The 25,838-nt window shown below is 58.9% G+C and carries 20 protein-coding genes and 2 pseudogenes; 9 read left to right on the top strand and 13 right to left on the bottom strand.

What is annotated here, in order from left to right; translation table 11 throughout:
* Positions 1-27 precede the first annotated feature (27 nt).
* Together FJW03_RS00990 and FJW03_RS00995 are read left to right on the top strand one after the other, a co-directional pair.
* Positions 28-804 (top strand): amidohydrolase family protein, encoded by a 777-nt coding sequence (locus tag FJW03_RS00990; RefSeq protein WP_226890735.1) that lies wholly within the window; start codon positions 28-30, stop codon positions 802-804.
* 135 nt (positions 805-939) lie between these two features.
* Positions 940-1,548 (top strand): TetR family transcriptional regulator C-terminal domain-containing protein, encoded by a 609-nt coding sequence (locus FJW03_RS00995; RefSeq protein ID WP_140762568.1) that lies wholly within the window; start codon positions 940-942, stop codon positions 1,546-1,548.
* 28 nt (positions 1,549-1,576) lie between these two features.
* On the opposite strand, the gene FJW03_RS01000 is transcribed toward FJW03_RS00995, so the two are convergent.
* A complete protein-coding gene (locus FJW03_RS01000; RefSeq protein WP_140762571.1) occupies positions 1,577-2,611 on the bottom strand; it encodes a histone deacetylase family protein in 1,035 nt (344 codons plus the stop codon).
* Positions 2,612-3,073: 462 nt separating this feature from the next.
* Between FJW03_RS01000 and FJW03_RS01005 the strand changes: the two genes are divergently transcribed.
* The 5 genes from FJW03_RS01005 (at position 3,074) to FJW03_RS01025 (ending at position 10,000) form a co-directional block, all read left to right on the top strand.
* Entirely contained in the window at positions 3,074-4,678 is a 1,605-nt protein-coding gene (locus tag FJW03_RS01005; protein ID WP_140762574.1) for an ABC transporter substrate-binding protein, read from the top strand.
* A 159-nt stretch (positions 4,679-4,837) separates the two neighbouring features.
* Entirely contained in the window at positions 4,838-6,439 is a 1,602-nt protein-coding gene (locus FJW03_RS01010) for an ABC transporter substrate-binding protein (RefSeq protein WP_140762763.1), read from the top strand.
* Between the two features lie 62 nt (positions 6,440-6,501).
* Entirely contained in the window at positions 6,502-7,467 is a 966-nt protein-coding gene (locus tag FJW03_RS01015) for an ABC transporter permease (protein WP_140762577.1), read from the top strand.
* 12 nt (positions 7,468-7,479) lie between these two features.
* The gene (locus tag FJW03_RS01020; RefSeq protein ID WP_140762580.1) at positions 7,480-8,358 is read left to right on the top strand and encodes an ABC transporter permease; all 879 of its coding nucleotides are present in this window, start codon (positions 7,480-7,482) and stop codon (positions 8,356-8,358) included.
* A 4-nt stretch (positions 8,359-8,362) separates the two neighbouring features.
* Entirely contained in the window at positions 8,363-10,000 is a 1,638-nt protein-coding gene (locus FJW03_RS01025; RefSeq protein ID WP_140762583.1) for an ABC transporter ATP-binding protein, read from the top strand.
* A gap of 494 nt (positions 10,001-10,494) precedes the next feature.
* On the opposite strand, the gene FJW03_RS01030 is transcribed toward FJW03_RS01025, so the two are convergent.
* The 6 genes from FJW03_RS01030 to FJW03_RS01055 form a co-directional block, all read right to left on the bottom strand.
* Positions 10,495-11,331 (bottom strand): TIM barrel protein, encoded by an 837-nt coding sequence (locus FJW03_RS01030; protein WP_140762586.1) that lies wholly within the window; start codon positions 11,329-11,331, stop codon positions 10,495-10,497.
* A gap of 52 nt (positions 11,332-11,383) precedes the next feature.
* Entirely contained in the window at positions 11,384-12,109 is a 726-nt protein-coding gene (locus tag FJW03_RS01035; RefSeq protein WP_226890736.1) for a 3-methyl-2-oxobutanoate hydroxymethyltransferase, read from the bottom strand.
* Positions 12,110-12,168: 59 nt separating this feature from the next.
* The gene (locus tag FJW03_RS01040; RefSeq protein WP_140762591.1) at positions 12,169-13,185 is read right to left on the bottom strand and encodes a sterol desaturase family protein; all 1,017 of its coding nucleotides are present in this window, start codon (positions 13,183-13,185) and stop codon (positions 12,169-12,171) included.
* Between the two features lie 126 nt (positions 13,186-13,311).
* A complete protein-coding gene (locus FJW03_RS01045; RefSeq protein WP_140762594.1) occupies positions 13,312-14,286 on the bottom strand; it encodes a substrate-binding domain-containing protein in 975 nt (324 codons plus the stop codon).
* A 32-nt stretch (positions 14,287-14,318) separates the two neighbouring features.
* A complete protein-coding gene (locus FJW03_RS01050; RefSeq protein ID WP_226890737.1) occupies positions 14,319-15,083 on the bottom strand; it encodes an ATP-binding cassette domain-containing protein in 765 nt (254 codons plus the stop codon).
* The gene (locus FJW03_RS01055) at positions 15,083-16,096 is read right to left on the bottom strand and encodes an ABC transporter permease (protein WP_181173216.1); all 1,014 of its coding nucleotides are present in this window, start codon (positions 16,094-16,096) and stop codon (positions 15,083-15,085) included. Before FJW03_RS01055 ends, FJW03_RS01050 begins: the two co-directional genes overlap by 1 nt.
* Before the next feature lie 264 nt (positions 16,097-16,360).
* On the opposite strand from FJW03_RS01055, the pseudogene FJW03_RS30300 reads away from it, so the two are divergent.
* Positions 16,361-16,486 (top strand): annotated as a pseudogene (locus tag FJW03_RS30300) (LacI family DNA-binding transcriptional regulator); the annotation flags it as partial.
* A gap of 78 nt (positions 16,487-16,564) precedes the next feature.
* Positions 16,565-17,401, top strand: coding sequence for a substrate-binding domain-containing protein (locus FJW03_RS01065; RefSeq protein WP_226890738.1), 837 nt, complete (start codon positions 16,565-16,567; stop codon positions 17,399-17,401).
* Between the two features lie 861 nt (positions 17,402-18,262).
* Here the strand turns inward: FJW03_RS01065 and FJW03_RS01070 are convergent.
* From FJW03_RS01070 to FJW03_RS30305, 6 genes and pseudogenes are all read right to left on the bottom strand, one after another.
* The gene (locus tag FJW03_RS01070; RefSeq protein ID WP_140762606.1) at positions 18,263-19,255 is read right to left on the bottom strand and encodes a substrate-binding domain-containing protein; all 993 of its coding nucleotides are present in this window, start codon (positions 19,253-19,255) and stop codon (positions 18,263-18,265) included.
* A 28-nt stretch (positions 19,256-19,283) separates the two neighbouring features.
* Positions 19,284-20,057, bottom strand: a complete 774-nt coding sequence (locus FJW03_RS01075; protein WP_140762609.1) for an ATP-binding cassette domain-containing protein — start codon at positions 20,055-20,057, stop codon at positions 19,284-19,286.
* The gene (locus FJW03_RS01080) at positions 20,054-20,959 is read right to left on the bottom strand and encodes an ABC transporter permease (RefSeq protein ID WP_181173217.1); all 906 of its coding nucleotides are present in this window, start codon (positions 20,957-20,959) and stop codon (positions 20,054-20,056) included. Before FJW03_RS01080 ends, FJW03_RS01075 begins: the two co-directional genes overlap by 4 nt.
* A 177-nt stretch (positions 20,960-21,136) precedes the next feature.
* Positions 21,137-22,501, bottom strand: coding sequence for an amidohydrolase family protein (locus FJW03_RS01085; RefSeq protein WP_140762615.1), 1,365 nt, complete (start codon positions 22,499-22,501; stop codon positions 21,137-21,139).
* A gap of 750 nt (positions 22,502-23,251) precedes the next feature.
* Complete coding sequence (locus tag FJW03_RS01090; RefSeq protein WP_319022900.1) at positions 23,252-24,757, bottom strand: ABC transporter permease subunit; 1,506 nt, start codon at positions 24,755-24,757, stop codon at positions 23,252-23,254.
* Positions 24,758-24,873: 116 nt separating this feature from the next.
* A pseudogene (locus FJW03_RS30305) lies at positions 24,874-25,796 on the bottom strand (substrate-binding domain-containing protein).
* Positions 25,797-25,838: the final 42 nt, after the last annotated feature.

A 25,838-nucleotide genomic window follows, 5' to 3' on the forward strand; every position in this document is an offset into this window, starting at 1 on the left:
TATAGGCGGGTCTATGAGGCAAGCGAGATGCTCTCGGCGGGTTCGGAGGCCGCGCAGGGGCTGGATGGATATCTGGAGACCTATGAGCGGCTCGGTACGCGCCATGTCGTGTTGAAGGCACGCGATGTGAGCACGACGTTTGGCTTCAAGGTCGCCAACGAGTTGGTAGCGGATTTCATAAATTCGCACGGGCCGCGCTTCATCGGCTTTGCGGGTGTCGACCCCTATCAGGCGGATGCGGTGGCCGAATTCGATCATGCGGTCAACCGCCTCGGGTTGCGCGGTCTCAATCTTCAGTGTTTTGAGCTGAAGATGGCGCCCGACGACGCGCGGCTCTTCCCGCTGTACGAAAAGGCGATCGAACTCGATGTGCCGGTCAACATTCACTGCGGCATCAACTTCTCTACGCACACACCAATGTCGCTGGGCAAGCCGGAATACCTGGACAACGTCATGGTCCGCTATCCCGAACTGCGGGCCATAGCTTCGCCCCCCGGATGGCCCTGGGTGCAGGAACTGATCGGGGCCGCCTGGCGCCACCCGAACCTTTACATCGGCGTGCTTGCCGTCCGTCCCAGGCTGCTGGCCAAGGCGCATTCGGGATACGAGCCGCTGCTGCAATATGGCCGCACGATCCTGAAGCACAAAATGATCTTCGGCTCGGCTTTCCCGATGATGCCGGTCGATACAGCGGTCGCCGAAGTCAACAGCCTCGACCTCGGCGACGAGGTGCGCAAGCTGTGGCTGCACGACAACGCCGCCCGCTTTCTAGGACTTGAGTCAGCCAATGAAGCGGTGCGCTAGACGTCTTTCCGCAACGATGAGGCTTGCTTTTCGCCGCGCGCATGGCGAGACAGGATTCCGACCCATTTTCGAATGAAAAGCTGAATTTCCATGTCAGATGTGAAAGCCAGGTCACGGGGCACCAAGGGCAATACGATGGCGACCAGCCGCGACGATCAGGTCATCGATCGCCGCCGCAGCCTTGTCGAGGCGGCGGTCAAGGTCATCTCGAAGCGGGGCCTCACGGGCGTCACGATCAGCTCGATCGCCGCTGAGGCGAAATGTTCCTATGGCGTGGTCTCCTTTCATTTCCAATCTAAGGAAGGCATCATCTTCGCCGCCCTGGACCATACGGCTGCGGAGTACGAAGCCTATCTCACCCAGCTCAACGCGTCCGCGCTCGGCCCGGCCGACCGCATCCGGCGGATGATCGATACTGATTTCAGCCGTAAAGCGGCCGGCCGGGATACGATCGCGTTGTGGCTGGCTTTTTGGGCCGAAGCGGTTCGGGTTCCCCTTTATCATAAAAGATGCGCGGAGCTGCGCGAACACTACAACCGGGCCGTCTATGCCGATATCACTGAGCTTGCGCAACTGCGTGGCGTATCAATCAATGCTGCGCAGTTGGCGATCTCGTTGAACGCACTGATTTCAGGACTGTGGATCGAGAACCTGGTGTCAACAATGTCGATGGCCGAAGGGCAGAAGATCGGTCACGAGGCCTGCCTGGCTTTCATGCGGTTGCACTTTCCTGAGGACTTCTGAAGGCCGGAACTGCTGTCCGGCCTTGATCTCATACCTGCGCGGACAAGTGGCCCCGCAGGACGTTTACGACGTTCGTTCCGATCGTCTCGATAGCATAGCCTCCCTCCATCACGAACAGTGCTGGTATTTTCAGCGCGCCGATGCGACGCCCGATCTCGACGAAATCGGGGCTTGCCAGCTTAAAATGCGACATCGGATCTTCCTCGAACGTATCCACCCCCAGCGAGACTACCAGGCGGTCAGGAGCCGCTGCCGCTATGCGGTCGATAGCCCGGTTGAGTGCCGCGCACCAGGTGGAAAAATCTGTTCCCCAAGGTAGCGGAAGATTGAGATTGAACCCCTGACCAGTTCCTTGTCCGGTCTCGTCGGCGAAACCGATATAGTAGGGGTATTCCTGAACTGGGTCGCCATGGATCGAGACGGTCAGGATGTCATCTCGGTCGTAGAAAATATCCTGCGTGCCGTTGCCATGGTGGTAGTCGATGTCCAGCACGGCGACGCGATGCGCGCCGGCGTCGCGGAAATATTGCGCGGCGATGGCCGCGTTGTTCAAGAAGCAGTAGCCACCGAAATAGTCGCGTCCGGAATGGTGTCCGGGCGGCCGGCAGAGCGCGAAGGCTGAAGGGTCGCCCGCGTTGACGAAACGGGCCCCGGTTAAGGCGCAATCAACTGCAGCTCGCGTGGCTTGCCAGGTGCCTTCCAGAACCGGGCTGCTCATGTCGACTGCGTAGCGACCGAGCTCTGCGCCCGGCCGAACAGTCGGGATCATACGCGTGCGACGCGGAGGCCAGATGTTGGGATAGGCTGGGATAGCACCGGATTCAGACACCCACTCGGCCCAGAAATTTTCCAGAAAACGAACGAAATCCGCATCATGCACGGCAAAAGCCGGTGCGAGGTCGAAACTTTCCGGCTCGACGATCGGGCCGAGATCAGCGCGCTGCACCGCATCCAGAATCAGCTGCGCCCGGCGCGGGATTTCGAACGCCTTTACCCATTTTCCCCGATAGAATTCGGTTTCGACGCTTTGCATCTTGTGGCGGTCGGAGAATACAGTTTTCATGACGACCCTCCGAACGGCAGATCGGGATGTAGCGCGGGTGGCAAAACCAGCCGCCAGCGGCGCTCGCTGTGCGAAAGCGGCGCACAAGGCAGCCTGATCGTCGTAGGTGTGGCAGACAAACTGGATATCCTGGTCACGCCGGTTCTGGCGAAGGCTGATGGAACCGCCAGCACCGGGTAGTTTGATTGGCCACTCCATGGTCCAGCTGAGATAGGGACCGAGCGACTTGTCCTTTGATCAGCAGCGGGTCTCTCATCTCGCAATAGGGTTCGACCGGACATGGCAAGGGCGAGCAGGAAGAGAGCAGACTCTTCCTTGGGTTCAAGATCCGCTATTTTCACCATTATATGATTGATTGGTCAATCAGTTTGTTGACAGGTTCGCGTTTCCAACTACTGTAGTTTCGAGGGTGCCGGAACGAAGAAGCGGCCGAGATGTCAGCCAAGCAATCCCGAGGTGAACATGAATGAAGTGGATCAAATCCAGATGGACGATCTGGCTCGCAAGCTATGCAACGGCGCGATTTCCCGCCGCGAATTTCTGGCACGCAGTTCGGCGCTTTTCACTGCGGGTGCAGTCATGACCATGCCGGGATTGTCGTACGGCCAGACGGCCGAACCGAAGATCGGAGGCAAGATGCGGCTGGGGCTCCACAACGCCTCGCAGAATGACAATCTCGATCCAGGCACTTGGTCAACCAGTTGGACGGGAGCCAGTTTCAATGGTGGTGTCTATAATAATCTGGTCGAAATCCTGCCCGACGGCGAAGTTGCCCCCGATCTCGCCGAAAGCTGGGAGCAGGAGGACAAAGCCGCGACCTGGCGATTCAAGCTGAGGAAGGGTGTCACCTTCCATGGCGGCAAGAGCCTGACGCCGGAGGACGTGCGCCAATCGTTCCTGCATCATATGAAGCCCGACTCGACGTCAGGCGCCCGCGCCATAGTTCAGCAGATTTCCTCGATTGACCTCGACGGGTCCGACACAGTCGTCTTCAAGCTTGCCGGCGGCAACGCTGACTTTCCTTACTTGATGTCGGACTACCACCTGTCGGTCTTTCCGGCGCAGGACGGCGGCATCGATATCCAGTCGGGCAAGGGAACGGGCGCGTTTCTCCTCGACTCCTTCGAACCTGGCATCGCCACCAGACTGAAGCGTAACCCGAACTATCACAAGAATAACAAACCCTATCTGGACGAAGTCGAGTTTATCTCCATCCCCGACGCGACTGCGCGGCTCAATGCCTTGCTGACGGGCGAGGTGGATTTCATTCAGGATCTCGACATCCGCAATGTTGCAATGGTCGAGCGCAGCTCGGATTTCAGCGTCCAGCGCGTGCCGAGCCTGCGGCACTTCTCGTTCGATATGGATACGCGCGTGGCGCCGTTCGGCAACCCCAATGTCCGTCTGGCGCTGAAATATGCGCTCGATCGCGACGACATCATCGAAAAAGTATTTCTTGGCGAGGGGCGCAAGGGTAACGACAACCCCGTTTCCTCGATCATGAAATACTATCATGGGATGCCGCAGCGCGATTACAACATCGAGAAAGCCAAGGAACACCTGGCCAAGGCGGGGCTAACCAGAGTCTCTGTGGATCTTCACGTCGCCGACAACGCCTTTGCCGGGGCGATCGACGCGGCGGTTCTCTATCAGGAACATGCAGCCAAGGCCGGCATCAACATCAACGTCGTGCGCGAGGCGGCTGACGGCTATTGGGAAAACGTCTGGCTGAAGAAAAGCTTCGCCGGCGTGGACTGGTTTGGCAGGGCAACGGTCGACTGGCTGTTCTCGACGATCTACACATCCAAGGCTCCCTGGAACGCCGGCTGGTCGAATGCCCGTTTCGACGAGTTGTGCGAAAGGGCGCGGGCCGAGACGGACGAAACCAAGCGCACGGCCTACTATGCTGAGGCACAGCAGATCATCCATGATGATGGAAACCTCTTGACTGTTGCCTTTGTGGATTGGCGCAACGGTGTTTCCAACAAGCTGGGCTACCACAAGGTGGGTGGCCTGATGCCGCTCGACAATATGCGAATATGCGAGCGTTGGTGGCTCAAGACCTGAGCCTATTGGAACTGCCTGGGGGCGGGTATGGTCCGCCCTCTCTCATGGCTGAGCAGGGCGGCTTTGCTTTGGTGCTTGCCGGGCGTTGACGCGCATTTTTGCGGCAGGGCGGTTGCAGATACGCATGATGGTGTTGCTGTTTCGGAAAGGGAGGAACTTATGGAGCGGCAGAATATCGAAAATCGTGAACATCGTACCGCCGTCGCCGGTATGGCACCGACGCGGCGGGGCTTGCTTGTTTGGGCAAGCGCCGTCGCCGGCATGGTTGCCCTGCCGGGCCTCTCCTGGGCCCAGGACAAGCCCAGGCAAGGGGGTAAGCTGCGCTACGGCATGAATGACGGTTCGCAACAGGATACGCTCGATCCGGCAAGCTGGGCGACTGTGATGACCGGCTTTGCCTTTAACGGGTCGCTTTGCAACAACCTCGTGGAATTGCAGCCGGACGGCTCGCTTGCTGGCGACCTGGCCGAAAGCTGGACGGGCGAGGAGGGTGCGACACGATGGACGTTCACCCTGCGCAAGGGGGTGAAATTTCACGACGGCCGTCCCTTAACGCCCGAGGATGTGCGTCAATCGCTTCTGCATCACATGGGCGAGGGAAGTACTTCGGGCGCGCTCGCCATCGTGAAGCAGATTAAGCAGATCGACAAGGACGGCGATGACAAAATCGTATTCATTCTTGAAGAGGGCAATGCCGACTTTCCTTACCTGATGTCGGATTACCACCTGTCGATCTTTCCGGCCCGCGAGGGCGGCGGCATCGATTGGCAAAGCGGCATCGGGACGGGTGCATTTAAGCTGGAGAGCTTCGAGCCGGGTATCGCGATCCGTTTGAAGCGCAACACCAATTACCACAAGCCCGGCCTACCTCATTTCGATGAGGTGGAGGTGGTGAACATTTCCGACAGTACTGCCCGGCTCAACGCTTTGATGACGGGCGAAGTCGACGTGATCGAGGATCTCGATATCCGTAACGTGGCGATGGCTGAGCGAAACCCGCGCTTGAAGATCGTTCGCACACCCAGCCTGCGGCATCTGACATTCGACATGAACTGTTCCGTCGCGCCCTATGACAATCCAGCGGTGCGCAAAGCGCTGAAACTCGCCATCGACCGCGAGGACATTCTTGCCAAGGTTTTCTTGGGAGAGGCCAAGAAAGGCGACGACAATCCGGCCGCCTCGATCATGCCGTTCTATGCTGAAACGCCGCCTCACCATGACTATAACCCGAGTGCCGCAAAGGCCATTCTGAAGGAGGCGGGTCTGGACAATGTGACCGTGAACCTGTCGGTGGCCGAAACCGCTTTCCCCGGCGCGGTCGATGCGGCAGTCCTGTTCAAGGACCATGCGGCCAAGGCCGGGATAACCGTAAACATCATCCAAGAGGCCGACGACGGCTACTGGGACAACGTCTGGCTGAAAAAGCCATTCAACGCTTCCGACTGGTACGGCCGCGTCACGCTCGATTGGCTGCTTGCCACGTCATATGTCTCTGACGCTCCCTGGAACAACACCGGCTTCAAAAAACCAGCCTTCGACGCGCTCGTCAAATCGGCGCGCGCAGAGATGGACCAGCCAAAACGCGCCAAGATCTATGCCCAAGCGCAACAGATGCTGCATGACGAGGGCGGCTTGATCACCGTGGCATTCGTTTCTTGGCGTCTCGCCATGACGACGGATATCGGTCACGCGGCATTGGGGGGCATTCTGCCCGCCGACAACCATCGCGGGGCCGAGCGTTGGTGGCGGACGAACGCATGAGCACGTACCTGCCGGCCGCCGGGAGCCGTCCCCGCAAGCGAGTGAACCAGCGGAGAGCACGTATGACGACCAGATCCCATCCGATCCTGTCGATGGCGGCGAGTCGGATCGGCTTGGGACTACTCAGCCTGCTGATCGTCTCCGTGATCATCTTCTCGGCGGTCAGCTTTTTGCCCGGCAGCTATGCCTCTGCCATCCTCGGCCAGAACGCTACGCCGGCTGCAATCGCGGCGATGGAGGCGAAGTTGGGACTGAACCGCCCCTGGTTCCTGCGTTATCTCGCATGGCTGGGGGCGGCCGCGACGGGGGACATGGGATTTTCATTCTCTGGACGCCCGGTGATGGCCCTGATCGGGCCGCGCTTGAAGAATACCCTCGTTCTGGCCTCGATCACTGCCGCGATCGCGGTGCCGCTCTCCGTCGCACTGGGCATCGTGTGCGCCCGCTATCGCGGCCGGTTCCTCGACAAGTTCCTGTCGACCTCTACGCTTGCCTCGATCTCGATTCCCGAATTCTTCGTGGCCTACGTTGTCATGATGGTCCTGGCTGTGAAGCTGCAGCTTTTCCCGTCGATGGCGGGCATTCGCAACGGCATGGGGCTGGGCGAGCAGCTCTACCGAATGGTGCTGCCGATCCTCACCCTCCTGCTGGTTATCTTGGCGCACATGGTGCGCAATACGCGCGCTGCGATCCTGTCGGTCATGGCGAGCCCCTATATCGAGATGGCACGCCTCAAGGGCGAGCCGGAAAAACGCGTCGTGATGCGCCAGGCATTGCCCAACGCGATCGGTCCCATCGCCAGCGTGGTCGCATTGAACCTGGCTTACCTGATCTCGGGCGTAGTCGTGATCGAAGTCGTGTTCGTCTACCCCGGTGTCGGTCAGGCGATGATCGACGCCGTGCGAAATCGCGACGTGCCGGTCATCCAGGCCTGCGCGCTTATCTTCGCCGCTGCCTATATCGCATTCAACCTGATCGCCGACATCATCTCGATCGTCAGCAATCCGCGTCTGCTGCATTCACGTTGAGGGAGGTGAACCATGGAGCAAAGCCTTCAAGTCCGATCCGTCGCCCCCAACCGCGTCTCGCGCGCGCTGAAGCTCGCTCTAACGGCGCCGCCGAGCGCGAAGTTCGGTATGATTATCGTTGCCATCTACGCCTTCGTTACCCTTTTCGCTCCGTTGCTCGCGCCTTGCGGCGAGGCCGACGTCGTCTCGCGCGTTCCGTTCGAGCCATGGAGCGCCAGCCATGTTCTGGGAACCGACCAGCTCGGCCGCGATTTCCTGTCGCGTCTTATCTTTGGCGCCCGGAACTCCATTTCGATCGCGCTGGTCACCACAGCCATATCCTTCGTCATCGGTTGCCTGCTGGGTGTTATCGCAGCACTGGTCGGAGGGATCGTTGACCAGGTGATCTCGCGTCTTGTCGATGCGTTGATGTCTGTCCCGGACTTGATCTTCACCCTGATGATCCTTTCGATCTTCGGTTCCTCGGTGTCGAACCTCATTCTGATTATCGCCGTGCTCACCTCGACGCGCTTCTATCGCATCGCACGGGCAGCTGCGCTGAATATTTCAAGTCTGGATTTTGTCGAGCACGCCAAGGTGCGCGGGGAAAGCCTGCTATGGATAGCGGTCAATGAGGTCTTTCCGAACATCCTGCCATTGATCCTGTCCGAGCTGGGCATGAGGTTCTGCTTCATCTTCCTCAATATCGCGGCTCTTTCGTTCCTCGGAGTCGGCATTCAACCGCCAACGGCGGAATGGGGATCGATGGTCCGCGATAATGCGGCCCTGATCAACATGGGCGACATCACCCCCCTCATTCCGGCGGCAGCCATTGCCTTTCTGGCCATCGCGGTGAACTTCGTGGTCGACTGGCTCTTGAACCGGGCAAGCGGCCTGAGCGACGAGGATTGAGACGATGGAGGGCCAGACCGTGACCGCAATACCGACCGCTTGCGTCATCGATATTGTAGACCTGAGAATAGAAGCGAAATCGAACGATCAATGGTCGAAAATCGTTAACGGCGTCAGCCTGTCGATCCGTCCTGGAGAAGTACTGGGGCTGATTGGCGAATCCGGAGCCGGCAAATCGACCGTTGGGCTGGCGGCCCTCGGCTACCTTCGTCCAGGCGCGAAAGTCACCGGGGGGGAGGTGCGGCTGTCGGGCTACAACATCCTCGCCGTTCCGGAAGAGGAGCGGCGCAAGTTCCGCGGAACCAAGGTCGCCTATGTCGCGCAAAGCGCGCAGGCAGCCTTCAATCCGGCGTATCGCCTGATGGACCAAATCATCGCGGTCGCCCTCGATCGCGGCGGGATGACGCGCGAAACGGCGCAGAAACGCGCACTCGACCTGTTCCATGCGCTTCAGCTTCCCGACCCGCAGAACTTTGGAAGGCGCTATCCGCATCAGGTTTCGGGCGGGCAGTTGCAACGCGCCATGGTCGCCATGGCGATGATCTGCAATCCGGCCCTGATCGTCTTTGATGAGCCGACCACCGCGCTCGATGTGACCACCCAGGTCCAGGTCCTGATCTCGATCCGCAAGGTGATCGAGGATTACGGTGTGGCAGCGATCTACATCACGCATGACCTGGCGGTTGTCGCCCAGGTCGCGCATCGGGTGGCGGTTCTTCGCAACGGCGAGGTGGTGGAGGAGGCACCCATCGCGCGGATCATGGAGCAGCCCGCTCATGCCTATACGAAAAGCCTGTGGGCAGTGCATGAGATGCCCGTCGGCCATGGTGACCAGCATGGAGGCAAGGGCATGCCGCTTTTGTCGGTAACCGGTCTTAGCGCGCACTATGGCGATTTCCCGGTTTTGACCTCGATCGATCTCGAAGTGGGCCGGGGCGAGACCGTGGCGCTGGTCGGGGAATCCGGTTCGGGAAAATCGACGCTGGGTCGTGTCATCGTCGGACTGAAGGAATTGTCATCGGGGCAGCTGATCTATGACGGCAAGCCGCTGCAGGGCATCATACGCCGCCGATCTCTGGAGACGCTGAAACAGATCCAGATCATTTATCAGTCCGCCGATACCGCGTTGAATCCCCGCCAGACGGTGCGCAAGATAATCGGCCGTCCACTGACGCTCTATCAGGGGCTGCGTGGCGCGCGCCGCAATGCGCGAGTTCAGGAATTGCTGGATCTTGTCGAACTGAACGAAACCCATATCGACCGCACCCCCGGCCAGCTGTCGGGCGGACAGAAGCAGCGCATTGCCATCGCTCGCGCCCTTGCGGCCGACCCGCGGCTGATCATCTGCGACGAGATCACATCAGCTCTGGACAAAGTGGTTCAGGCGGAAGTGCTGCGGATGCTGATGCGGCTGCAGGCACGCCTGGGTGTCTCGTATCTCTTCATCACCCACGATATCGAAGTAGTGCGCGCCATCGCCGACCGCGTTGTCGTTATGCAAGACGGCCAGATCGTCGAGCAGGGGGGCAAGGATCAGGTTCTAGCTCAGCCCCATGCCGACTATACGCGCAAGTTGCTCGACTCGGTACCCGACATGGCCGTCGGGTGGCTAGACGGCATCGTTGCCAAGCGGGCTGCCTGAGCTCGGGCAGCGATCGTGCGGCTCGCGCTCCTACTCGCAACCTGCGACCTGCTTCAGGGCGCTGGTTGAACGGCTCAGGCGATCTCGCCAAGGTGGGGACGTGAACCTGCCTGAGATGTTGTCTTCGTCAGTTGCGGAAGATAGGACATTGGCGCGACGGCTTGCGGCTGATATCGCGTTTCAGACCACTCACCGGAGGAGATCCTGTCCTCGGTCGCGCCACATCGGATCTGGCCGAGGCGGAAACTCGTATGGCGGTCATTGAAAGGTTGGCGAATTTCGGCGGGTTACGCTTCAAGGCCCTCTGAAAGAGACTGACGAAGGCCACGTCGAAGCGGCGGCAGCCGCGCTCAATTCTCTGCTGCGGGTCGCAAACCTCGCCTATGTATATTCCAGGCGACGCGACCCAAAAGCGGCGGTCGGCGCATAACTGCGATGTCTTCATTGGTGTGAAATAGCTGCGCAACGCCCCATCGTTTCGAGACCGGCCGCAGCTATCGAGCTAAGTTCGTAACAACAAATTCCATGCTCTGTCTAAGCGACGCAGCCGGGGCTGAGGAAGTATGCACCTCGGTAGAAAATGCTTCGTAGGAGAATGCCCCCGCATAGCCGGCCTCCAGCAAAGCACGAAGCTGGCCCGTATTTTCAAGGCGGTCGCGATCATCGACTAGGACACGATGTCGGTCCTGCATGTCTTCGGGTGCCAGGGACGGGTCGACAACACCTGAAATGTGCACGATGCCGGTGAATGCTGGAAAGAAGTCACGCTCGCCCGCAAGGTGATGATGGAAGGTGTCGTGTACGAGCTTGAAATGCGCTTCGCCGCCTACCGCCTTGATCGAGGCGACGGCGTCGGCCTTGTGGCGCAGCGACGAAGTGACGAAACCCAGCGGCTCGATCAGGGCGATGAGCTTTGCCTTGTCAAGCATGGGCATGATCTCGCTGAGCGCCTGACGTAACGCCTCATCGCGCTCGTTCCCGGCATAGACCGGCGCGTCGTTGCGCGGGATGAGGCTAATCGACTCCGCGCCCGCTTCCGCTGCCTGTTCGATGAGCAGTTGGACTTTGTCGCGCATGCTGTCCGACCACGCATTGAAGCCGTAGGCTTCTGACAAGCCCAGCAGCCGCAGCCCTTTCGCGCGCGCATAAGCGCCGATCGCCGCCGGGTGCTCACCGTCGAAGAACGGCGCGGCAGTCAACTTCTTGTCGGCCAGGTCATTGCGAAGCTCGACGCCGACACAGTTCAGAGACGCCGCCAGGTCGAGGAACGCTCGGCAGTCAAGCCGCGGCGCGGTCATGTGGTTCAGCGCGAATTTCGGTTGGCTGGTCATCGAGGCCCCGTTCATCGTTGTGTGGTCGAACTGCATCTAGCCCAAGGACATGTCAGGCTTCCAGCCTGCGCGCGAGGTGCTCCACGATCGCGGCGTCGACGTGGATCTCGTGCTTGCGCTCCGGATAAGCCCCGGAGAGGACTGCGTTTGCGAATGCTTGGAACGCAGCCACTCGCATGGCTTGGAGCTTCGCCTCCTCGGCGGCGAGATCGGCAAACTTTTCGGCGTGCCGCGGTATATGACCGGTGTTCGTGCCAAGCACATCACAGGAAAAGAGATACTGCGTATCGCAAACATTCCCACAGCCCATACCCTCCGTGATAAGGCGTGTGTTGTTGGTGATGAAGACCGCAACCTCGACGGGGATCAGTTCCATCTCGACGGCCCAGGCACCTGCACTCTCGAGAGCTTTCACGCTCTCGTAAAGGTGGGCGGCTTCTTCAGCGGTTTTCCCAACCGCCCGCACGCCTGTCCAGGTCCGCCAGCGAGGAACGTAACCCACATGGCCCGTTACCGGGATCCCTTCCTTTGCCAGGGCCTCCACGATGTGCAGGCCTCCGGCGAAGTAGACGCCATCGACGCCCAGTTCCATGGCACGGAAGCTTTCGCGAATGGCGGCCTCGGGACTGGAGAAGACACCTTGTGCGGAGCCTGCCTGGATGAAGACGTTTGGGGCCGCGGCACGGATGCCTGGAAGCTTCTCGTCGATCTCGCAGGTGAACATATCGATGCCGGCTTCCTCCGCGGCGGCCGCTTCTGCCGCGGAGTCGACGTGCATCGTCAAGATCTGGCGCTTTCCCTTCAGCGCTCTAAGTACGGCTACCGTCGGACGGTGGCTCATTTCTCGGCCTCCATGCTGGCGTTCATTCTGTCGCGTTTTTTCTGCCAGCGCGCTTCCATCAGCTCGTCGCCGGCCTTGGTACCGTCATGCCAGGTGCCGAACCACCGATCGAGTGGAATGCCGCCGTCGGCGTAGTTCACCTCGAAGTATTTGTGATGGAGGTAGTGGGCGAACGCGTGGGTGTCGATCGCACTCTCATCGCCTGTCTCGATCTTGTCGAAACCGACATGGCCCACCACCGCGCCGAAGCCGACGAAATGCAAGTGGTAGATGGCAAGCAGCGGATGCGAATGTATCAGCAGATGGATCAGCGATCCGGAAAAATAGAGAAGATGTTCGATCGGATGCATCGACAGCGACGACCAGGGCGAAGGATTGATCGAATTGTGGTGGACGGAATGGATGTGCTTGTAGAGCAACTGAATGTGGATCGCCCGGTGGATCAGATAGAAATGTAGCTCATGGAACAGCGGCAGCAACAGGGCGATTACCGCAAGCCACCACGTGTTGGCCGGCAGATCGGCCGTCGGAACATACGCATTGGCGAACGCCCATAGGATGAGCACCTCATAGGCTGTCCAGATCGGAACCCCGGTGCCGAAAGCCCGGATCATGTTGTCGACGTTCTGCCTGCCGAAAAAGAAGATGTCGCTCTTCGTATCGGAAGGGAATTTGGCGTTGAACTTGAAGCGGCTTCCTTGCCGCCGTTGAACATAGAGCCGCAGCTCGAATGCCCCGTAGAACAGGAAAACCGCGAGCATGTTTCGAAGCAGCAGCAGGCCGGCCCACTGCCAGTTCAGCGTCTTGAGCGTTTGCCAGTCCGGTGTCAGCCAGAACCAGAAGACGCATGCCGACGCCATGAAGAGCAGGTTCCAAGGAAGAAAATAGCCCGGCAGCCATTTCAGAATGGCGACCGGTTTCGGCGGAAGCTCGAACAACGGCCCCGTTTGGAGGGTGCCTTGGGGAGTCCAATTCCCGCGCTTGTCCCGTTTGCCGAATTTCAGGTCGTTCATGCAAATTTCTCCGTGGCTGGATCGGGCGGAGAGGTTCCGCCCGATCCGTTGCGCATTCTCTTCCGCGGAGGGGGAAGAGACTTCCACGGGAGCGTGGAAGGGCTGAAGCAGCGCAGTGCTGCCCAACTAGTTCAGGCCCGCCTCCATCACGCGGTGCTTGACCTTTTCTAGGTTGGATTTGTCGATGATTGCCGGGCCGGTCAGGATGTCTGCATCTGGCATCATTCCGTAGTCGAGGTAGTTCCGCGCGATGACGGTCGGCAGATAACCCTGCAGGTACATTAGCTGGTCGATGCCGGCGATCGCCTCGTCAGATCCGATCGCGTCCAGCAAGGTAGGCGATATGTCGAAGGAGACGTTAGCCACCTTCTTCGAAATCCCGGCCCGGCGTTCCACATCGAGGGCGGTCTCGAAGCAGAAAGGACCAGCATTCATGCAGAAGAGCGCGTCGGTATCCGGATGCGCAAGGAAGTAATTATCCAAGGTCGCGGCGATTTGGGCCGTGTCGGTCGACAGGGCTATCGTCTCGGAGGTTGCCCCTGCTGCAATCAGTGTGTCGTTGAAGCCCTTAGCCATGGCTTCGAGGCCTGCGTGACCCGGGACATGGTTTGGCACCACGCCATGCTTCACATGCGGATTCTTCTTCAGGACCTCTTTGGCTGCGGCCACGCCCGACTGGTAAAGGTCGGCTCCGATGCCGATCAGGTACGGCACCCGCTTGTCTCTCGGCGCCGGGTCCAGCGAGTTAATCGCAATCATCGGAATGCCGGCGGCCTTCGCCTTTTCGATGGTTGGCCGCATGGCCGTCGGATCGGTTGCGGTGATCACCAGAAGGTCAGGCTTCTCGGTGATCGCGGTCTCCATCCGGTTGATGGTGGTTTCGATCGAGAACGTCTGGTCCTGGGTCCATTTCAGTTTGAGGCAGTTGTCGGCCGCGCCCTGTTCGGCCCCTTTCTTGACCGTTTCCCATACGGGCTCGGCGATAGCGTGGGTGGCGTAGTAGATCAGGTATGGCTTTCTGCCGTCGCAGTGATCCGCGGCGGCAGCCGACCCGGCCGCCAGCAGCACAAGCCCGCCGGCAGCAGCAAATTTCCGAAACATCGTGGATATCCTCCCTTGGCTAACGAGGTCTCTCAGACGGCAATTTTTTGCGGTACACGCGTGCCGGTATTGATCAGATTGGCAAGTTGCTGCACCGTGACCTGTTCCCGCTCAGGCGCCTCGGCAACGGTTCCGTGGAACAGCACCGTGAAGCGATCGCACACCTCATAGGCATGGGCGATGTTGTGCGTGATCAGGATCACAGCGACACCTTGTTCGGCAGCCGCGCGCACATAGGAAAGAACCTTCGAGGTTTCCTTCAGCGACAAGGCAGCGGTGGGCTCGTCCAAGATGAGCAGCGTCGATTGGAAATGGACTGCTCTTGCGATGGCAATCGATTGACGCTCGCCGCCCGACAGCTTTGCCACCGTCAGATCGACATCGTCGATGTGGATTCCGAGCCTGTTAAGCGCTCCACGGGCGACATCACGCATGTGACCGACACGCAGCTGCCAGTGGAACGGCAGCTTTCGGCTTACTTCCTCTTCTCGGCCGAGGAAGAAGTTCCGCCAGATCGAAAGCAGCGGGATGATCCCGAGATCCTGATAGACTACCGAAATGCCACGGCTCATCGCCACCCTGGGCGTGTCGAGTAACGTCCTCTCCCCATTCCAGAAGATCTCGCCCGAAGTTGGCTGGTGGACTCCAGCGAGGATCTTGATCAGGGTGGACTTGCCCGCACCATTGTCGCCCAGCAGGCCCAGCACTTCGCCAGGGCGGACCGCCAGGTTGACCTGACGAAGCGAGTGGACGCGGCCGAAAGACTTGCTGACGTTTCTGAGTTCAAGGAGATTCATCACGAGGTGCTCCGCTTGCGGACGCGCTGGTTCACGATGGCGGCGACGATGAGCAGCAGGCCTATCCCGGCTTGGTACCAATAGACGTTGATGCCAATCAGGATGAGGCCCTGCTGGATCATCCCGATGATCAGGACGCCCAGGAACGCACCGATGATCGACCCATAGCCGCCATTGAGCGATGCCCCGCCGACGACGACTGCCAGCACGACTTCCAGCTCCATCCCAGTGCCGCGAAGGGCATCGACCGACGAGAAGCGCGCGACAGAAATGAAACCAGCCAGACACGCAAGCAACGAAGTAAGGGCAAAGGCAGTAATCTGGACGCGCTCGGCTGGCACACCCATGCCTCGCGCGGCATCGGGCGAGCCGCCGGTGGCGAAAAGCCAGTTTCCGAACCTCGTGCGACTGAGCAGATAGGCGAAGAGAACGACCAGGCCGAGGAACCAGAAGAACGGGCCAGGAATGATCCAGATGCTGAAGTCCATCGAGGAGAGGAAGGCATCAGGGCTCTTGAGACGAATCGGAAAGCCTTGCGTGATGGCCAGGAGTACCCCACGATAAAACATCAGGCCGCCAAGCGTTATTATAAGGGAATGGATTTCCAGGCGTGTTACGAGAAGGCCGTTGATGGTGCCGACCGCAAGCCCGAACAACATGATGATCGGCAGGGCCACCCACGCCGGCACGCCCTGGTTGACCAGCAGGATCACAATGGCGGCCGACAGGCCGTAGACCGAGCCGACTGAAAGGTCGAATTGCCCTGCGATCATAAGTGTCGCAACACCGACCGCGACGATGCCGAGTGCGGAGCTTGCCAAGAGAATGTTGGCTGTGACCCGCTCCGAAAAGAAGTGCGGAGCCACGAGTGCAAAGAAGAGATAGACGAGCACCGCCGCGATTACGACGCCGCTCTCGGGGCGCCCGAGCAGGCGGTCAAGTCGGGTCTTCGGAGGCCGTTTCCTTGCGATCGCGGTCGTAGACGCGGGCGCAAACGGCTGTTCTTGCGTCACCAATATAGTTCCTCCTTCGGCAAGGCTTATGGACAAACCTTGCGCTACGAGCTTCTGGGGTCTCGCACTTCCTCCTGATCCTTATTTAAGGCGACGTGTTGCCTCAGAAGCAACAAGTCTTTCTTGCCAAAAGCCTCAAAATTGGCGGATAATTTTCGCAGAAAACTCATATAAACTCAGTTTTTCCCAGGCTCGACCTGATACTAAAAGCGCCTCGATGAAACGTGACGCATTTTGAGGCTTCTCAAAAGGACGATTAACGCAATGGCGCGCATATCGATCGCGGACATAGTTCGAGAGTCGGGGCTATCGAGGGCGACTGTGGATCGCGCCCTCAACAACCGGCAGGGGGTGCACGGCCGAACCAGGATTCTGGTGGAGGCGGCGCTTCAGAGGCTCAATGCCGCACGCGACATACAGCCGAAACGTCCAACGATTGACATGGCCCTACGCATCGGACGAGGCTTGATGACGCAAATCCAGCGTGTTGCAAATGATCTCGGTCCGGCAGAGCTTGTGCTTCACGATCTCTACCAGCTTGACGATGCAGCGGTGCTCTCCCGCGTGAAGGCGCTCTGCCAAGACGTCTCCCGGCCCCTAATCCTTACCGTCAAGAACACGCCGCAGGTTGTCGCGGAACTGGCACGGGCGCGGCGCCGGGGTAAGGCTGTGATAGCACTGGTGTCTGATCTGGATCAGATGGCGCGGGATGTTTACGTGGGGATCGACAACCGGGCGGCAGGCCAGACAGCAGCGTTTCTTGTCGGTCGCATGTTGGGCGACCGGCCGACCACGGTGGGCGTCGTCCTTGGTGATCACGCCTATAGATGTCACGAGGACCGCGAAATCGGGTTTCGAGCCGCTCTGCGTGCCTATTTCCCGAGAGTGATCCTGGTCGGTGAGGCGATCGGGCAGGACAATCAGCAAAAGACGTACGCGGCCGTTCGCCGGTTGCTTTCTGAGTATCCCGCTCTGGGTGCCCTTTATAATGTTGCCGGGGGCAATTTGGGGCTTTTAGAGGCATTGAGAGAAGCGGGTCGCGGGACCGATCTTTTAATTGTCGGCCATGAGGTAAACCACGTCACCCGACCGATCCTGCAGGAAGGATTAATAGACTTCGTAGTTGCTCAGAACCCCGCAGAGCTAATGTCGAACGCGATGCTACACTCCCGGCAGTCCAAGGCTCAGCGCGACAGCGATCAGTCCTTGGTCGACTTCGGGGTTTTCACTCGGTTTAACCTCCCAACATATGGGTGGGAAGTATCGAATGAGTTCGACCCAGCCGATGGTGGCAACCCGAAATAGACCCAGGACGGCCCATGACCTAGCAAGTGGACCGACCTGCTCGCGGCACATCCGCGATCTTCAGCGTGGTTGCTGACAATTTCTTCTGTGGATGGCTCCTGTGGCGCAAAGGTGATTTGGCGTTTTTGACGATTGGCTCTGGTGCAGTCTTATGTCAGCCCGTTCCAGTCGTCCATGTCGACCGCTGGCGTTGATGGTATTTGCGAGTCGGGCCCCTCTCTGCTGCGGGCAACGGCGCCCACCACGTCGGCATGCTTTTTGCCAGCTCCCGGTGTGACCGGTTCGTCACTGCATCTCATCGCGCTTGCAATTGGTGACCTTCTTGCTCCTTCGTCTTTGGCTTCGTTGTTGCCGGATCAGATCGATCTGCGGCGCCGATCGGTACCCGATAGGTTCCCTCCTCGCGTCATGACGGCCAAAACAGTTGTCGCGTAGCACGACATGTCCTTGCCCAACAAAGGGACCAACCCCCCAGCTTCACCGCCCAGGGTCCTCACAACCCAATATCGACTGGCGTTCGCCCGCCATGCAAGGTCTGAGAAAACCCTGCCGGCGGGGAGGGATCACCGGCAGGGCAGGCCCCGCATGATCGCAAAGCATTCGCGATCGGACTGCGGAGCCAAGTCGGGACCTCAATTCCATCCGGGCTGCACGCAGTTGGTCGCTGTGCCGCGCGGCGCGTCCCACCATCTTGCAAGAAACCTTACGAAGCGCCGAGGCATCGAGCATCTTGCGGGTCAGGCCGGACATCCGATTTCGGAGGCTCCCGCCGCCAACGGGTCAATCGGCAGCGGTTATGACCCAGATTGGTGGCCGGTGGCACGAAGATGGGCGACGCGAGCCGCCTATCTCCGATCGAGCTTAGTTGAGGCCTGCTTCCATCAATCGATGACGGACCTTGTCGAGATTGCTCTTGTCTATGATTGCGGGACCAGTGACTATGTCGGCATCAGGCATCATGCCATAGTCGAGATACGTGCGGGCAAGCACCACCGGCAAGTAGCCTTGTAAGTACATCAGTTGGTCAATGCCGGCGACCGCTTCCCCTGAGCCAATCGCGTCGAGCAAGGCCGGCGACACGTCGAAGGTGACGAGCGATAGTCTATCGCCGGCCCCAAGCTTTTCGCGCCGCGCCACGTCGAGTACGGTCTCGAAGCAGAACGGTCCGGCATTCATACAAAACAGCGCATCAGTATCCGGATGAGCCAGGAAATAGTTGGAAATGGTCGCTGCGGTCTGTGACGTGTCAGTACCAATCGCGATCACATCCGTCGTGGCCCCAGCCTTTTGCAGTGTGTCGGTAAAGCCCTTGGCCATCTGCTCGAGCCCGACATGGCCAGGCACGTGGTTTGGTACTAAAGCATGCTTGGGATGCGGATTTTTCTTTAGAATCTGTTGGGCGGCTGCCACTCCGCTCTGATAGAGGTCGGCACCAATACCGATGAGGTAAGGCAAGCGCTGCCCTTTTGGTGCGGGGTCGAGCACATTGATTGCGATAATCGGGATGCCGGCGGCCACGGCCTTATCAACAGTAGGCCGCATGGCCGTAGGATCGGTCGCGGTAATCACCAAAAGATCGGGTTTTTCGCTGATTGCCGTCTCCATGCGGTTGATTGTTGTCTCGATCGAGAATTTCTGGTCCTGCGTCCATTTGATCCGGAGGCAATTGTCATCCGCACCTTGCTCAGCACCTTTCTTGACAGTCGCCCAGACAGGCTCGGCAATGGCGTGGGTGGCATAGTAGATCAGGTACGGTTTTTTGCCCGCACATCGGTCTGCAGCCGAGGCGGTGCCCACTAACGCGGTAGCCAGCGCCACGGCGGTCATGGTTGCAAATGCGTGATTGGCTGTCATTTAGGTTCCTCCTCATTGTTGGCAAACGTCAGGCTACTGCTCCGCCGATATGGCGCGAACCGGTGTTGATAAGATTGGCGAGGTCGCCGGTCGTGACATCATTCTTGTCCGCGATCTCGGCGACGCGACCGTGGAAAACCACAGCAAAGCGGTCGCAGACTTCATAAGCGTGGCTGATATTGTGGGTGATAAGCACGACCGCTACGCCTTGGCGGCGCGCCTCCCGCACATATGAAAGCACCTTTTCGGTTTCCTTCAAGCTGAGTGCGGCGGTTGGCTCGTCGAGAACGAGCAATTCGGATTGGAAGTGAACTGCGCGCGCAATCGCAATCGATTGGCGCTCGCCTCCCGAGAGACGTGCCACCGACAGATCGACATCGTCGATGTGAATGCCAAGCTGCTTCAGCGCCTCGCGTGCGATGGAGCGCATCCTATGACGCTTCAACACCATCAGGCCGGGGAGCTTGATCGACACATCGTCCTCCCTGCCAAGGAAGAAGTTTCGGTAGATGCTGAGTAGCGGGATTATGCTGAGGTCCTGGTAGACGACGGAGATTCCGCGCGCCATGGCGTCGCGAGGCATCGGAAGCGTGATGGTTTGGCCCTTCCAGACCAGCGCGCCGGTGGTGGGCTGATGCACGCCGGCAAGGACCTTGATCAGTGTCGACTTGCCGGCGCCGTTGTCGCCCAGCAAGCCGAGCACTTCGCCAGAATGAATGTCGAGGTTTATCCCGCGAAGCGAATGAACCCGACCGAAGGACTTGCTGACATCTTTGAGTTCGAGGAGTGGAGCTTGGTTCATTGGGTTGTCCTCACACGAACGCGCTGGTTGATGACCGCAGCGATAATGAGGAAGAGCCCTATGCCTGCCTGATACCAGTAGACGGAGATGCCGATCAGGAGCAGTCCCTGCTGGATCATTCCGATGATCATCACGCCCAGCGCGGCACCGAGAATGCTGCCATAGCCACCGTTCAACGAAGCGCCGCCAACGACAACCGCCAGTATGACTTCCAGCTCGAAGCCTTGACCACGCAGCGCGTCTACACTGGAGAAGCGCGCCACCGAAATATAGCCGGCGAGGCACGCCAGCATTGAGGTAATGGCGAATGCCATGACTTGGACGCGCTCGACCGGCACGCCCATGTTGCGAGCAGCTTCTGGCAGACCGCCGGTCGCATAGAGCCAGCCACCGAAGCGCGTTGAGGTAAGCAACAAGGCGAATATCACTACCAAACCGAGAAACCAGAAGAACGGGCCCGGGATTCCGATCCAGGTGAAGTCGAGAGCCGATAAAAATGCGTCCGGCGCCCTCAGCCGGATCGGGAAGCCTTCCGTTATGGCTAGCAAGACGCCTCGGTAAAACATAAGGCTGCCGAGCGTAATGATGAGAGAATGAATCCCGAGGCGGGTGACCAGATACCCGTTGATCGCGCCAACAAGCAGCCCGAACACCAGAATGATCGGGAGGGCCAGCCAGCCTGGGATCCCTGCGTTAACGCCCAGAATTATAACGGCGGCACTGAGACCGTAGACCGATCCAACCGACAAGTCGAAGTGCCCACCGATCATCAATGTGGTGGCACCGACGGTTATGATGCCGAGCGTAGCCGAGGCCAGGAGAATGTTGGACGTAACCCGCTCTGAAAAGAAATGCGACGCCGAAAAGGCGAAGAACAGATAAACGAGCGCTGCAGCGATCACGACCCCGGATTCCGGCCGGGACAAAAGACGCTCGAGCCTTGATTTCGGAGGCCGTTTTCCTACGACAGCCTGTTCCGTAGAATGTGGCATCACCGCAGAATCTGGACGTAAACTTGTCATTCAACGGCCCCTGCTGCGCTTTATTGCTTCAGCGAGTTAGGATGGCAACGCGACGAGCTACGCCTTGCCACTATTCCTGATTGACTTGGGTGGTTCGCCAAACGCTGGCCTTGGCTCTGCATAAATAAAGTCACGAGTAGAAGACCTAATGCTGGCGTTTTTCTCGACGATATTGAAATAACTGCGAGGACTATCCAGCATGAAGAAACGAGCCAACTCGATGCCAGTGCGCTCGGAAAGCAATCCGTCATCAATTTCTTCTTGAAGACATCGTGCTAGCCATCGGCGTGCCTGTAAGGCATATCCCACCGTCGCCGCCGGAACATTGGCGTCGCCGCCAAATATGAAGATTTTGTTAGTTGGAGCGCCGTGGAGGAAGCGGCGCAGGAAATCGCTGGCGTGGAATGGGTTGATGCTCCAGGCCCAACACATGTCGACGGCGACATTGCTGTAGTGTTTCACCATCGCAATAAGTTCGTCCGAATATGGATAGGCGATGTGCATCAGCACAAAGCGGGTGTTCAGATGGCTCCGGATAAACTGGCAGAGATTTCCTGCGGCGATGTCGGGTGTGACCATAAAATTGTTTTCGGCATAGTAGCCGGTGTGTATTTTGAAAGGCAGATCATATTGGGCTGCCAGCCTGGCGACATGCGACATGGACCAATCGCCGAGGCACATCCGGTCCTCCTCATCGATGTCAGTACCGATGCGCAACCAAGAGGCGAGCGCTGCCTCCGCTTCCTGATCGGTCCGCTCAGCCCACTTCAACGGCCGACGGTAGGCGTGTTGTGACTTAACGGCGACGGCATACTTGGCGCTGCTCTGGAACAGCGTCTCGATCGCGAAACGGTACGACGCCAGCGAAGTTATATCTTCTCCCAACACTACGGCCAGTCCCGATAGGTCGGGCGTTCCATTGCAGAGATCGAACGTATTGATGTCGTAGTGGAAAAAATCTTGCCCAATCATTTCATCGGGCAGTGGCCTCGAACCGGAGTCGATCTGCACATGATCCAGATTGGCCACATCCCTAAGTAGCATGAGCCGCTCGCCGGGATTGCCTTGTAGCGTAGTTTTATCAGCCGCATTCCTCAGTGAGGTTGCGGTAATCTCCTCGATGTCAAACAACTTGGTAGCTGTCAGTTTGACGGCTTCCCCATAACCACCCAATTCCACGCGCCTCCACGCAGGCCCCACGGCATTAAACCGAGCCTCAATATCTAGGTTGCCGACGTCGATGAGTGCGCTAAGCGCTTGCCGGCTCGCGCCGGCTGAAAGCAGATCGTGCAGAACGTAGTTGTCAAAGAGATGTTTTAATATGTCAGGTCGAGATTCCTGGTAAAATTTCTCGAACTCAGTGTGTTCGTGAGTGCTGCATAACGGCGATGACGCGATGAATTCGGCAAGCTCGTTCGCCATTGTTTCTTTCCACCCGCTGCTCTAATTCTGCAATGCTATGTCCGAGACGTGCTTCGCCGAGAACGGCTAGCTCAATCCGCTCGCTTTCATGAGGCGGCTAACTGTGAACTCGACAATATCCGACCTGAAGCCTCGCAAGAACTGGCCAAAATGTTTGGATTCCAACAAGCGGTCAACAGAAGGGCGGGCGCAAAGGCAACGTTTGCTGATGCGGAGCCTGCCGATATGGCGACGGCAGTGTGAGGAACGTCGATACCGCCGATCGAGTGATCAATGCGGGTGAGCGCGGACAGAAGCCGAACAGTTGGTGTTGTGATGGGCAGAGAGCTGCTGCTCAACCGCACGCTGCATCTGCGGCTGATGCAGGGCCTTAAGGCGTCAGTCGCCATAGGCCATCGAGGGAAATCTGGACAGGCCTACAAAGCTGATCCGGTGGGCAGCTGGAGCGATTGCGCAGAGGGTGCAGAACCGATGCCGTTATCAGTCGGGACCGTATGGATCTCGCAGGGCGTGGCCTCGATCAGCTCCGCCATATCCGAGGCCGTATTCCGATCGGCCTCTCGTAGCATGGCGAAGGGGAGCTTCAAGGCATGCCGTCGAAAGGTGACGATGTCGACGATGTCGACTTCCTCCCGACGCGCCCGGACAGTTGAGCGCTATTGTTTCAGTCCCATCAGCGCGTCGGCTGTCGTTGACCGCATTGCGCCAATCGTGTGCACGGCCTATAGGCGTTCTTTAGCCATCACCCATTTACATTTCGACGGTGATGTCCGCCGAATTTGCGCCGACGTGAGGCGAATGACCGCCATGGGTTTTCATGTAGCTCGAGATTTCAGCCTCCAGCTCGGCCATATGCTCCCCGCCCGCCATGAGGTCTGTGATCTCCTCACGGCTCTTCTCGCCTTTGCGAAAGTCTGAGGCCTTGATACCGCGGATCAGGACGGCGAAATGGTCACCTACAGTCAAGGCATGCACGACCTGATGGGTGATGAAGATCACGGCGATACCCTTCTGGCGCGCTTTCAAGACGATGCGAAGTACATGCGCCGCTTCCTTGACGCCCAGCGCTGCGGTCGGCTCATCCAGGATCAGCACTTTGGCGCCAAAATACACGGCGCGCGCGATGGCCAGCGCCTGACGTTCGCCGCCCGACAGACCGCCAACCAGACGATCGCCATCGTTAATGCGGGTAATCCCGAGTTCGCGCACCGCGCTGACCGCAATCGCATTTGCACGCCTGCGGTCATACGCCTTGAACGGTCCCCAACCCCTGGTCGGCTCCTGCCCTACGAAAAACGAGCGACCAATGGTCATCAGCGGGAACGTCCCTCCGAACTGATGGACGGTGGCAATCCCGCAGTGGCCGGCCTCGCGCGGGTTATTGAAATCGATAATCTTGCCGTCCATCTCCACTGTCCCGGAGTATCCGCCGGTCAAAAGGACGCCGCCGACGACCACCGCAACGATCGCATTGAAAATGTATGACTGCCCCGCCGAAACCTGCGCGCTGTTGAAGAGAATGGCCTGTCCCACGCCGACGAAGGCCGCGCTCACGCCGCTGCTCATGAAAAGTAGGATCGTCAATCGCTCAGTTGGAATTCCTGCGTTGCGCGCGCTCACCCGGTCGCCGCCCATAGCGAGGATCCAATTGCCGTAGCGCGAAAAGTGGAGGATGAACCCAAAAAACAGCGCTATGCCCATCCACCAGAAGATTGCTACCTGGAGAATCCCGCCAACAAAATGCCCAAGCAGGAATTTGGCGGTCGGGCCGGCATCGATCGCTACACTCGTGGTTCCGGTGATGATTACCGAGAGAAACAGCACAAGGCCGGCGACAGAAAATAGCGTGCCCAAGGTGACGATAAGCGAGGGGAGGGCGGTGCGAACGACGAGCAATCCGTTTAAAAAGCCAACGAGCGCTCCCAGCGCGAGTGCCGCAACCACTCCCAAGAAAATCGGCTCCTGAAAATATCCGGATATGATGGCGACAGTCATGGACCCGGCAGGGATCATCGATCCGATAGAGATATCGAGTTCGCCCGCAATTATCAGCAACCCAATCGGAATCGCGACGATCCCGATTGAAGAAGCAACATTGAGCCACCCGGCGACGCCCGCGACGGACAAAAAATTGTCGCCGCCGAATATCGAAAAAAATGAGAAGACGGCCGCGAGGCCGAGGAGAGCGCCCGTCTCGGGTCGACGCAAAAGGCCGACGGGCGAAAGGCGTAGGGCGATGTTGTCCACGAATAGCACCCTGTAATGAAACTAAACATATCTGATATGTCGCCGCCAACGGCGCCAGGTCGGGACGTCAAATGATGCCCGGCCGTCGGACAAGTCCTCAAGCCGGACGCCAAGGGTGGGGGCGCCTAACGATAGCCGGCCTTTCCGCCGGCGAGGGTTGCGTCGACGTTGGAGAAATCGACGATGCCAGGCCCCGTCAGGATCGGAGCAGACGCAACCTTGAGCGCATAGTTAACGTACGCATCCGATAGCGTCACCGCCAAGAAGCCTTGCAGCCACGGCTGTTGGTCGATCGCAAACAACTGCTTGCCTGCCTTCGGCGCCGGCCTGCTGGATGGCGGTGTAGGCGGAATCTGCATCGGCGGCCGAAATCATGAAGATGCCATCAACGGCGGGGTCTTTCCTAAGAGTCGAAACGATGGCCTGCGCGACCGCGGTCGGATTGCCAAAGGAGCTGGGCGGCAAAGGCAACTGCTTCGATTTGCCGCCCACCTTGGAAAGGCCGTCGGCAATACCTTTACACCGCTCCTCAAGGTTTTGCACCGGGGATGGTATTGACGCAGATGACGTTCTTGGAGCCGTGAGCCGCAAAATAAGCGCCACCAGCCAAGCCGGCTGGATATTCTTCGTTGCCAATGTAGTTAATGGCGCCAAGCTCTTTGGCTTTGTCGCTGCCCCCGGCGTTGTAGAGCATGACGGGAATGCCTGCAGCGAGCGCGGCTTTGTAGGCCTCATCCTGTGAAGATGGGACCCAGTCCGGAGCAACGATGATACTGGCCTTTTGGCCGATCGCTGTGCGGATGAGATTGGCGGCGTCGGCGCCTTCGTTGTCGTAGGTCTGGAGCTGGAGATAGTTCACGGTACCGCCGTGCGCCTTAACGACGAACTCTCCGTCGTCGATGCCCTTCTTGATCTTCGCGAAGAACGCATCGTCAGCCTTGCCACCGATAATGGCGACCTTCGCGCCATCAGCGAGCACGGCCATCGCGCTCGTCGCCATAGCAGCCGCCGCGATCATCACCTTCACCAAGCTCTTGGTCAATTTCATAGCTTTCTCCTCCCCTTCTGTTGAGATATCGCTGCAGGATCG

Origin of the sequence: Mesorhizobium sp. B4-1-4, assembly GCF_006439395.2 — a bacterium.
Classification (GTDB): domain Bacteria; phylum Pseudomonadota; class Alphaproteobacteria; order Rhizobiales; family Rhizobiaceae; genus Mesorhizobium.

Coding starts and splice junctions, on each gene's coding strand:
- FJW03_RS00990 (WP_226890735.1), top strand. CDS start 28: ATGCTCTCGGCGGGTTCGGAGGCCGCGCAGGGGCTGGATGGATATCTG.
- FJW03_RS00995 (WP_140762568.1), top strand. CDS start 940: ATGGCGACCAGCCGCGACGATCAGGTCATCGATCGCCGCCGCAGCCTT.
- FJW03_RS01000 (WP_140762571.1), bottom strand. CDS start 2,611: ATGAAAACTGTATTCTCCGACCGCCACAAGATGCAAAGCGTCGAAACC.
- FJW03_RS01005 (WP_140762574.1), top strand. CDS start 3,074: ATGAATGAAGTGGATCAAATCCAGATGGACGATCTGGCTCGCAAGCTA.
- FJW03_RS01010 (WP_140762763.1), top strand. CDS start 4,838: ATGGAGCGGCAGAATATCGAAAATCGTGAACATCGTACCGCCGTCGCC.
- FJW03_RS01015 (WP_140762577.1), top strand. CDS start 6,502: ATGACGACCAGATCCCATCCGATCCTGTCGATGGCGGCGAGTCGGATC.
- FJW03_RS01020 (WP_140762580.1), top strand. CDS start 7,480: ATGGAGCAAAGCCTTCAAGTCCGATCCGTCGCCCCCAACCGCGTCTCG.
- FJW03_RS01025 (WP_140762583.1), top strand. CDS start 8,363: ATGGAGGGCCAGACCGTGACCGCAATACCGACCGCTTGCGTCATCGAT.
- FJW03_RS01030 (WP_140762586.1), bottom strand. CDS start 11,331: ATGACCAGCCAACCGAAATTCGCGCTGAACCACATGACCGCGCCGCGG.
- FJW03_RS01035 (WP_226890736.1), bottom strand. CDS start 12,109: ATGCACGTCGACTCCGCGGCAGAAGCGGCCGCCGCGGAGGAAGCCGGC.
- FJW03_RS01040 (WP_140762591.1), bottom strand. CDS start 13,185: ATGAACGACCTGAAATTCGGCAAACGGGACAAGCGCGGGAATTGGACT.
- FJW03_RS01045 (WP_140762594.1), bottom strand. CDS start 14,286: ATGTTTCGGAAATTTGCTGCTGCCGGCGGGCTTGTGCTGCTGGCGGCC.
- FJW03_RS01050 (WP_226890737.1), bottom strand. CDS start 15,083: ATGAATCTCCTTGAACTCAGAAACGTCAGCAAGTCTTTCGGCCGCGTC.
- FJW03_RS01065 (WP_226890738.1), top strand. CDS start 16,565: ATGACGCAAATCCAGCGTGTTGCAAATGATCTCGGTCCGGCAGAGCTT.
- FJW03_RS01070 (WP_140762606.1), bottom strand. CDS start 19,255: ATGACAGCCAATCACGCATTTGCAACCATGACCGCCGTGGCGCTGGCT.
- FJW03_RS01075 (WP_140762609.1), bottom strand. CDS start 20,057: ATGAACCAAGCTCCACTCCTCGAACTCAAAGATGTCAGCAAGTCCTTC.
- FJW03_RS01085 (WP_140762615.1), bottom strand. CDS start 22,501: ATGGCGAACGAGCTTGCCGAATTCATCGCGTCATCGCCGTTATGCAGC.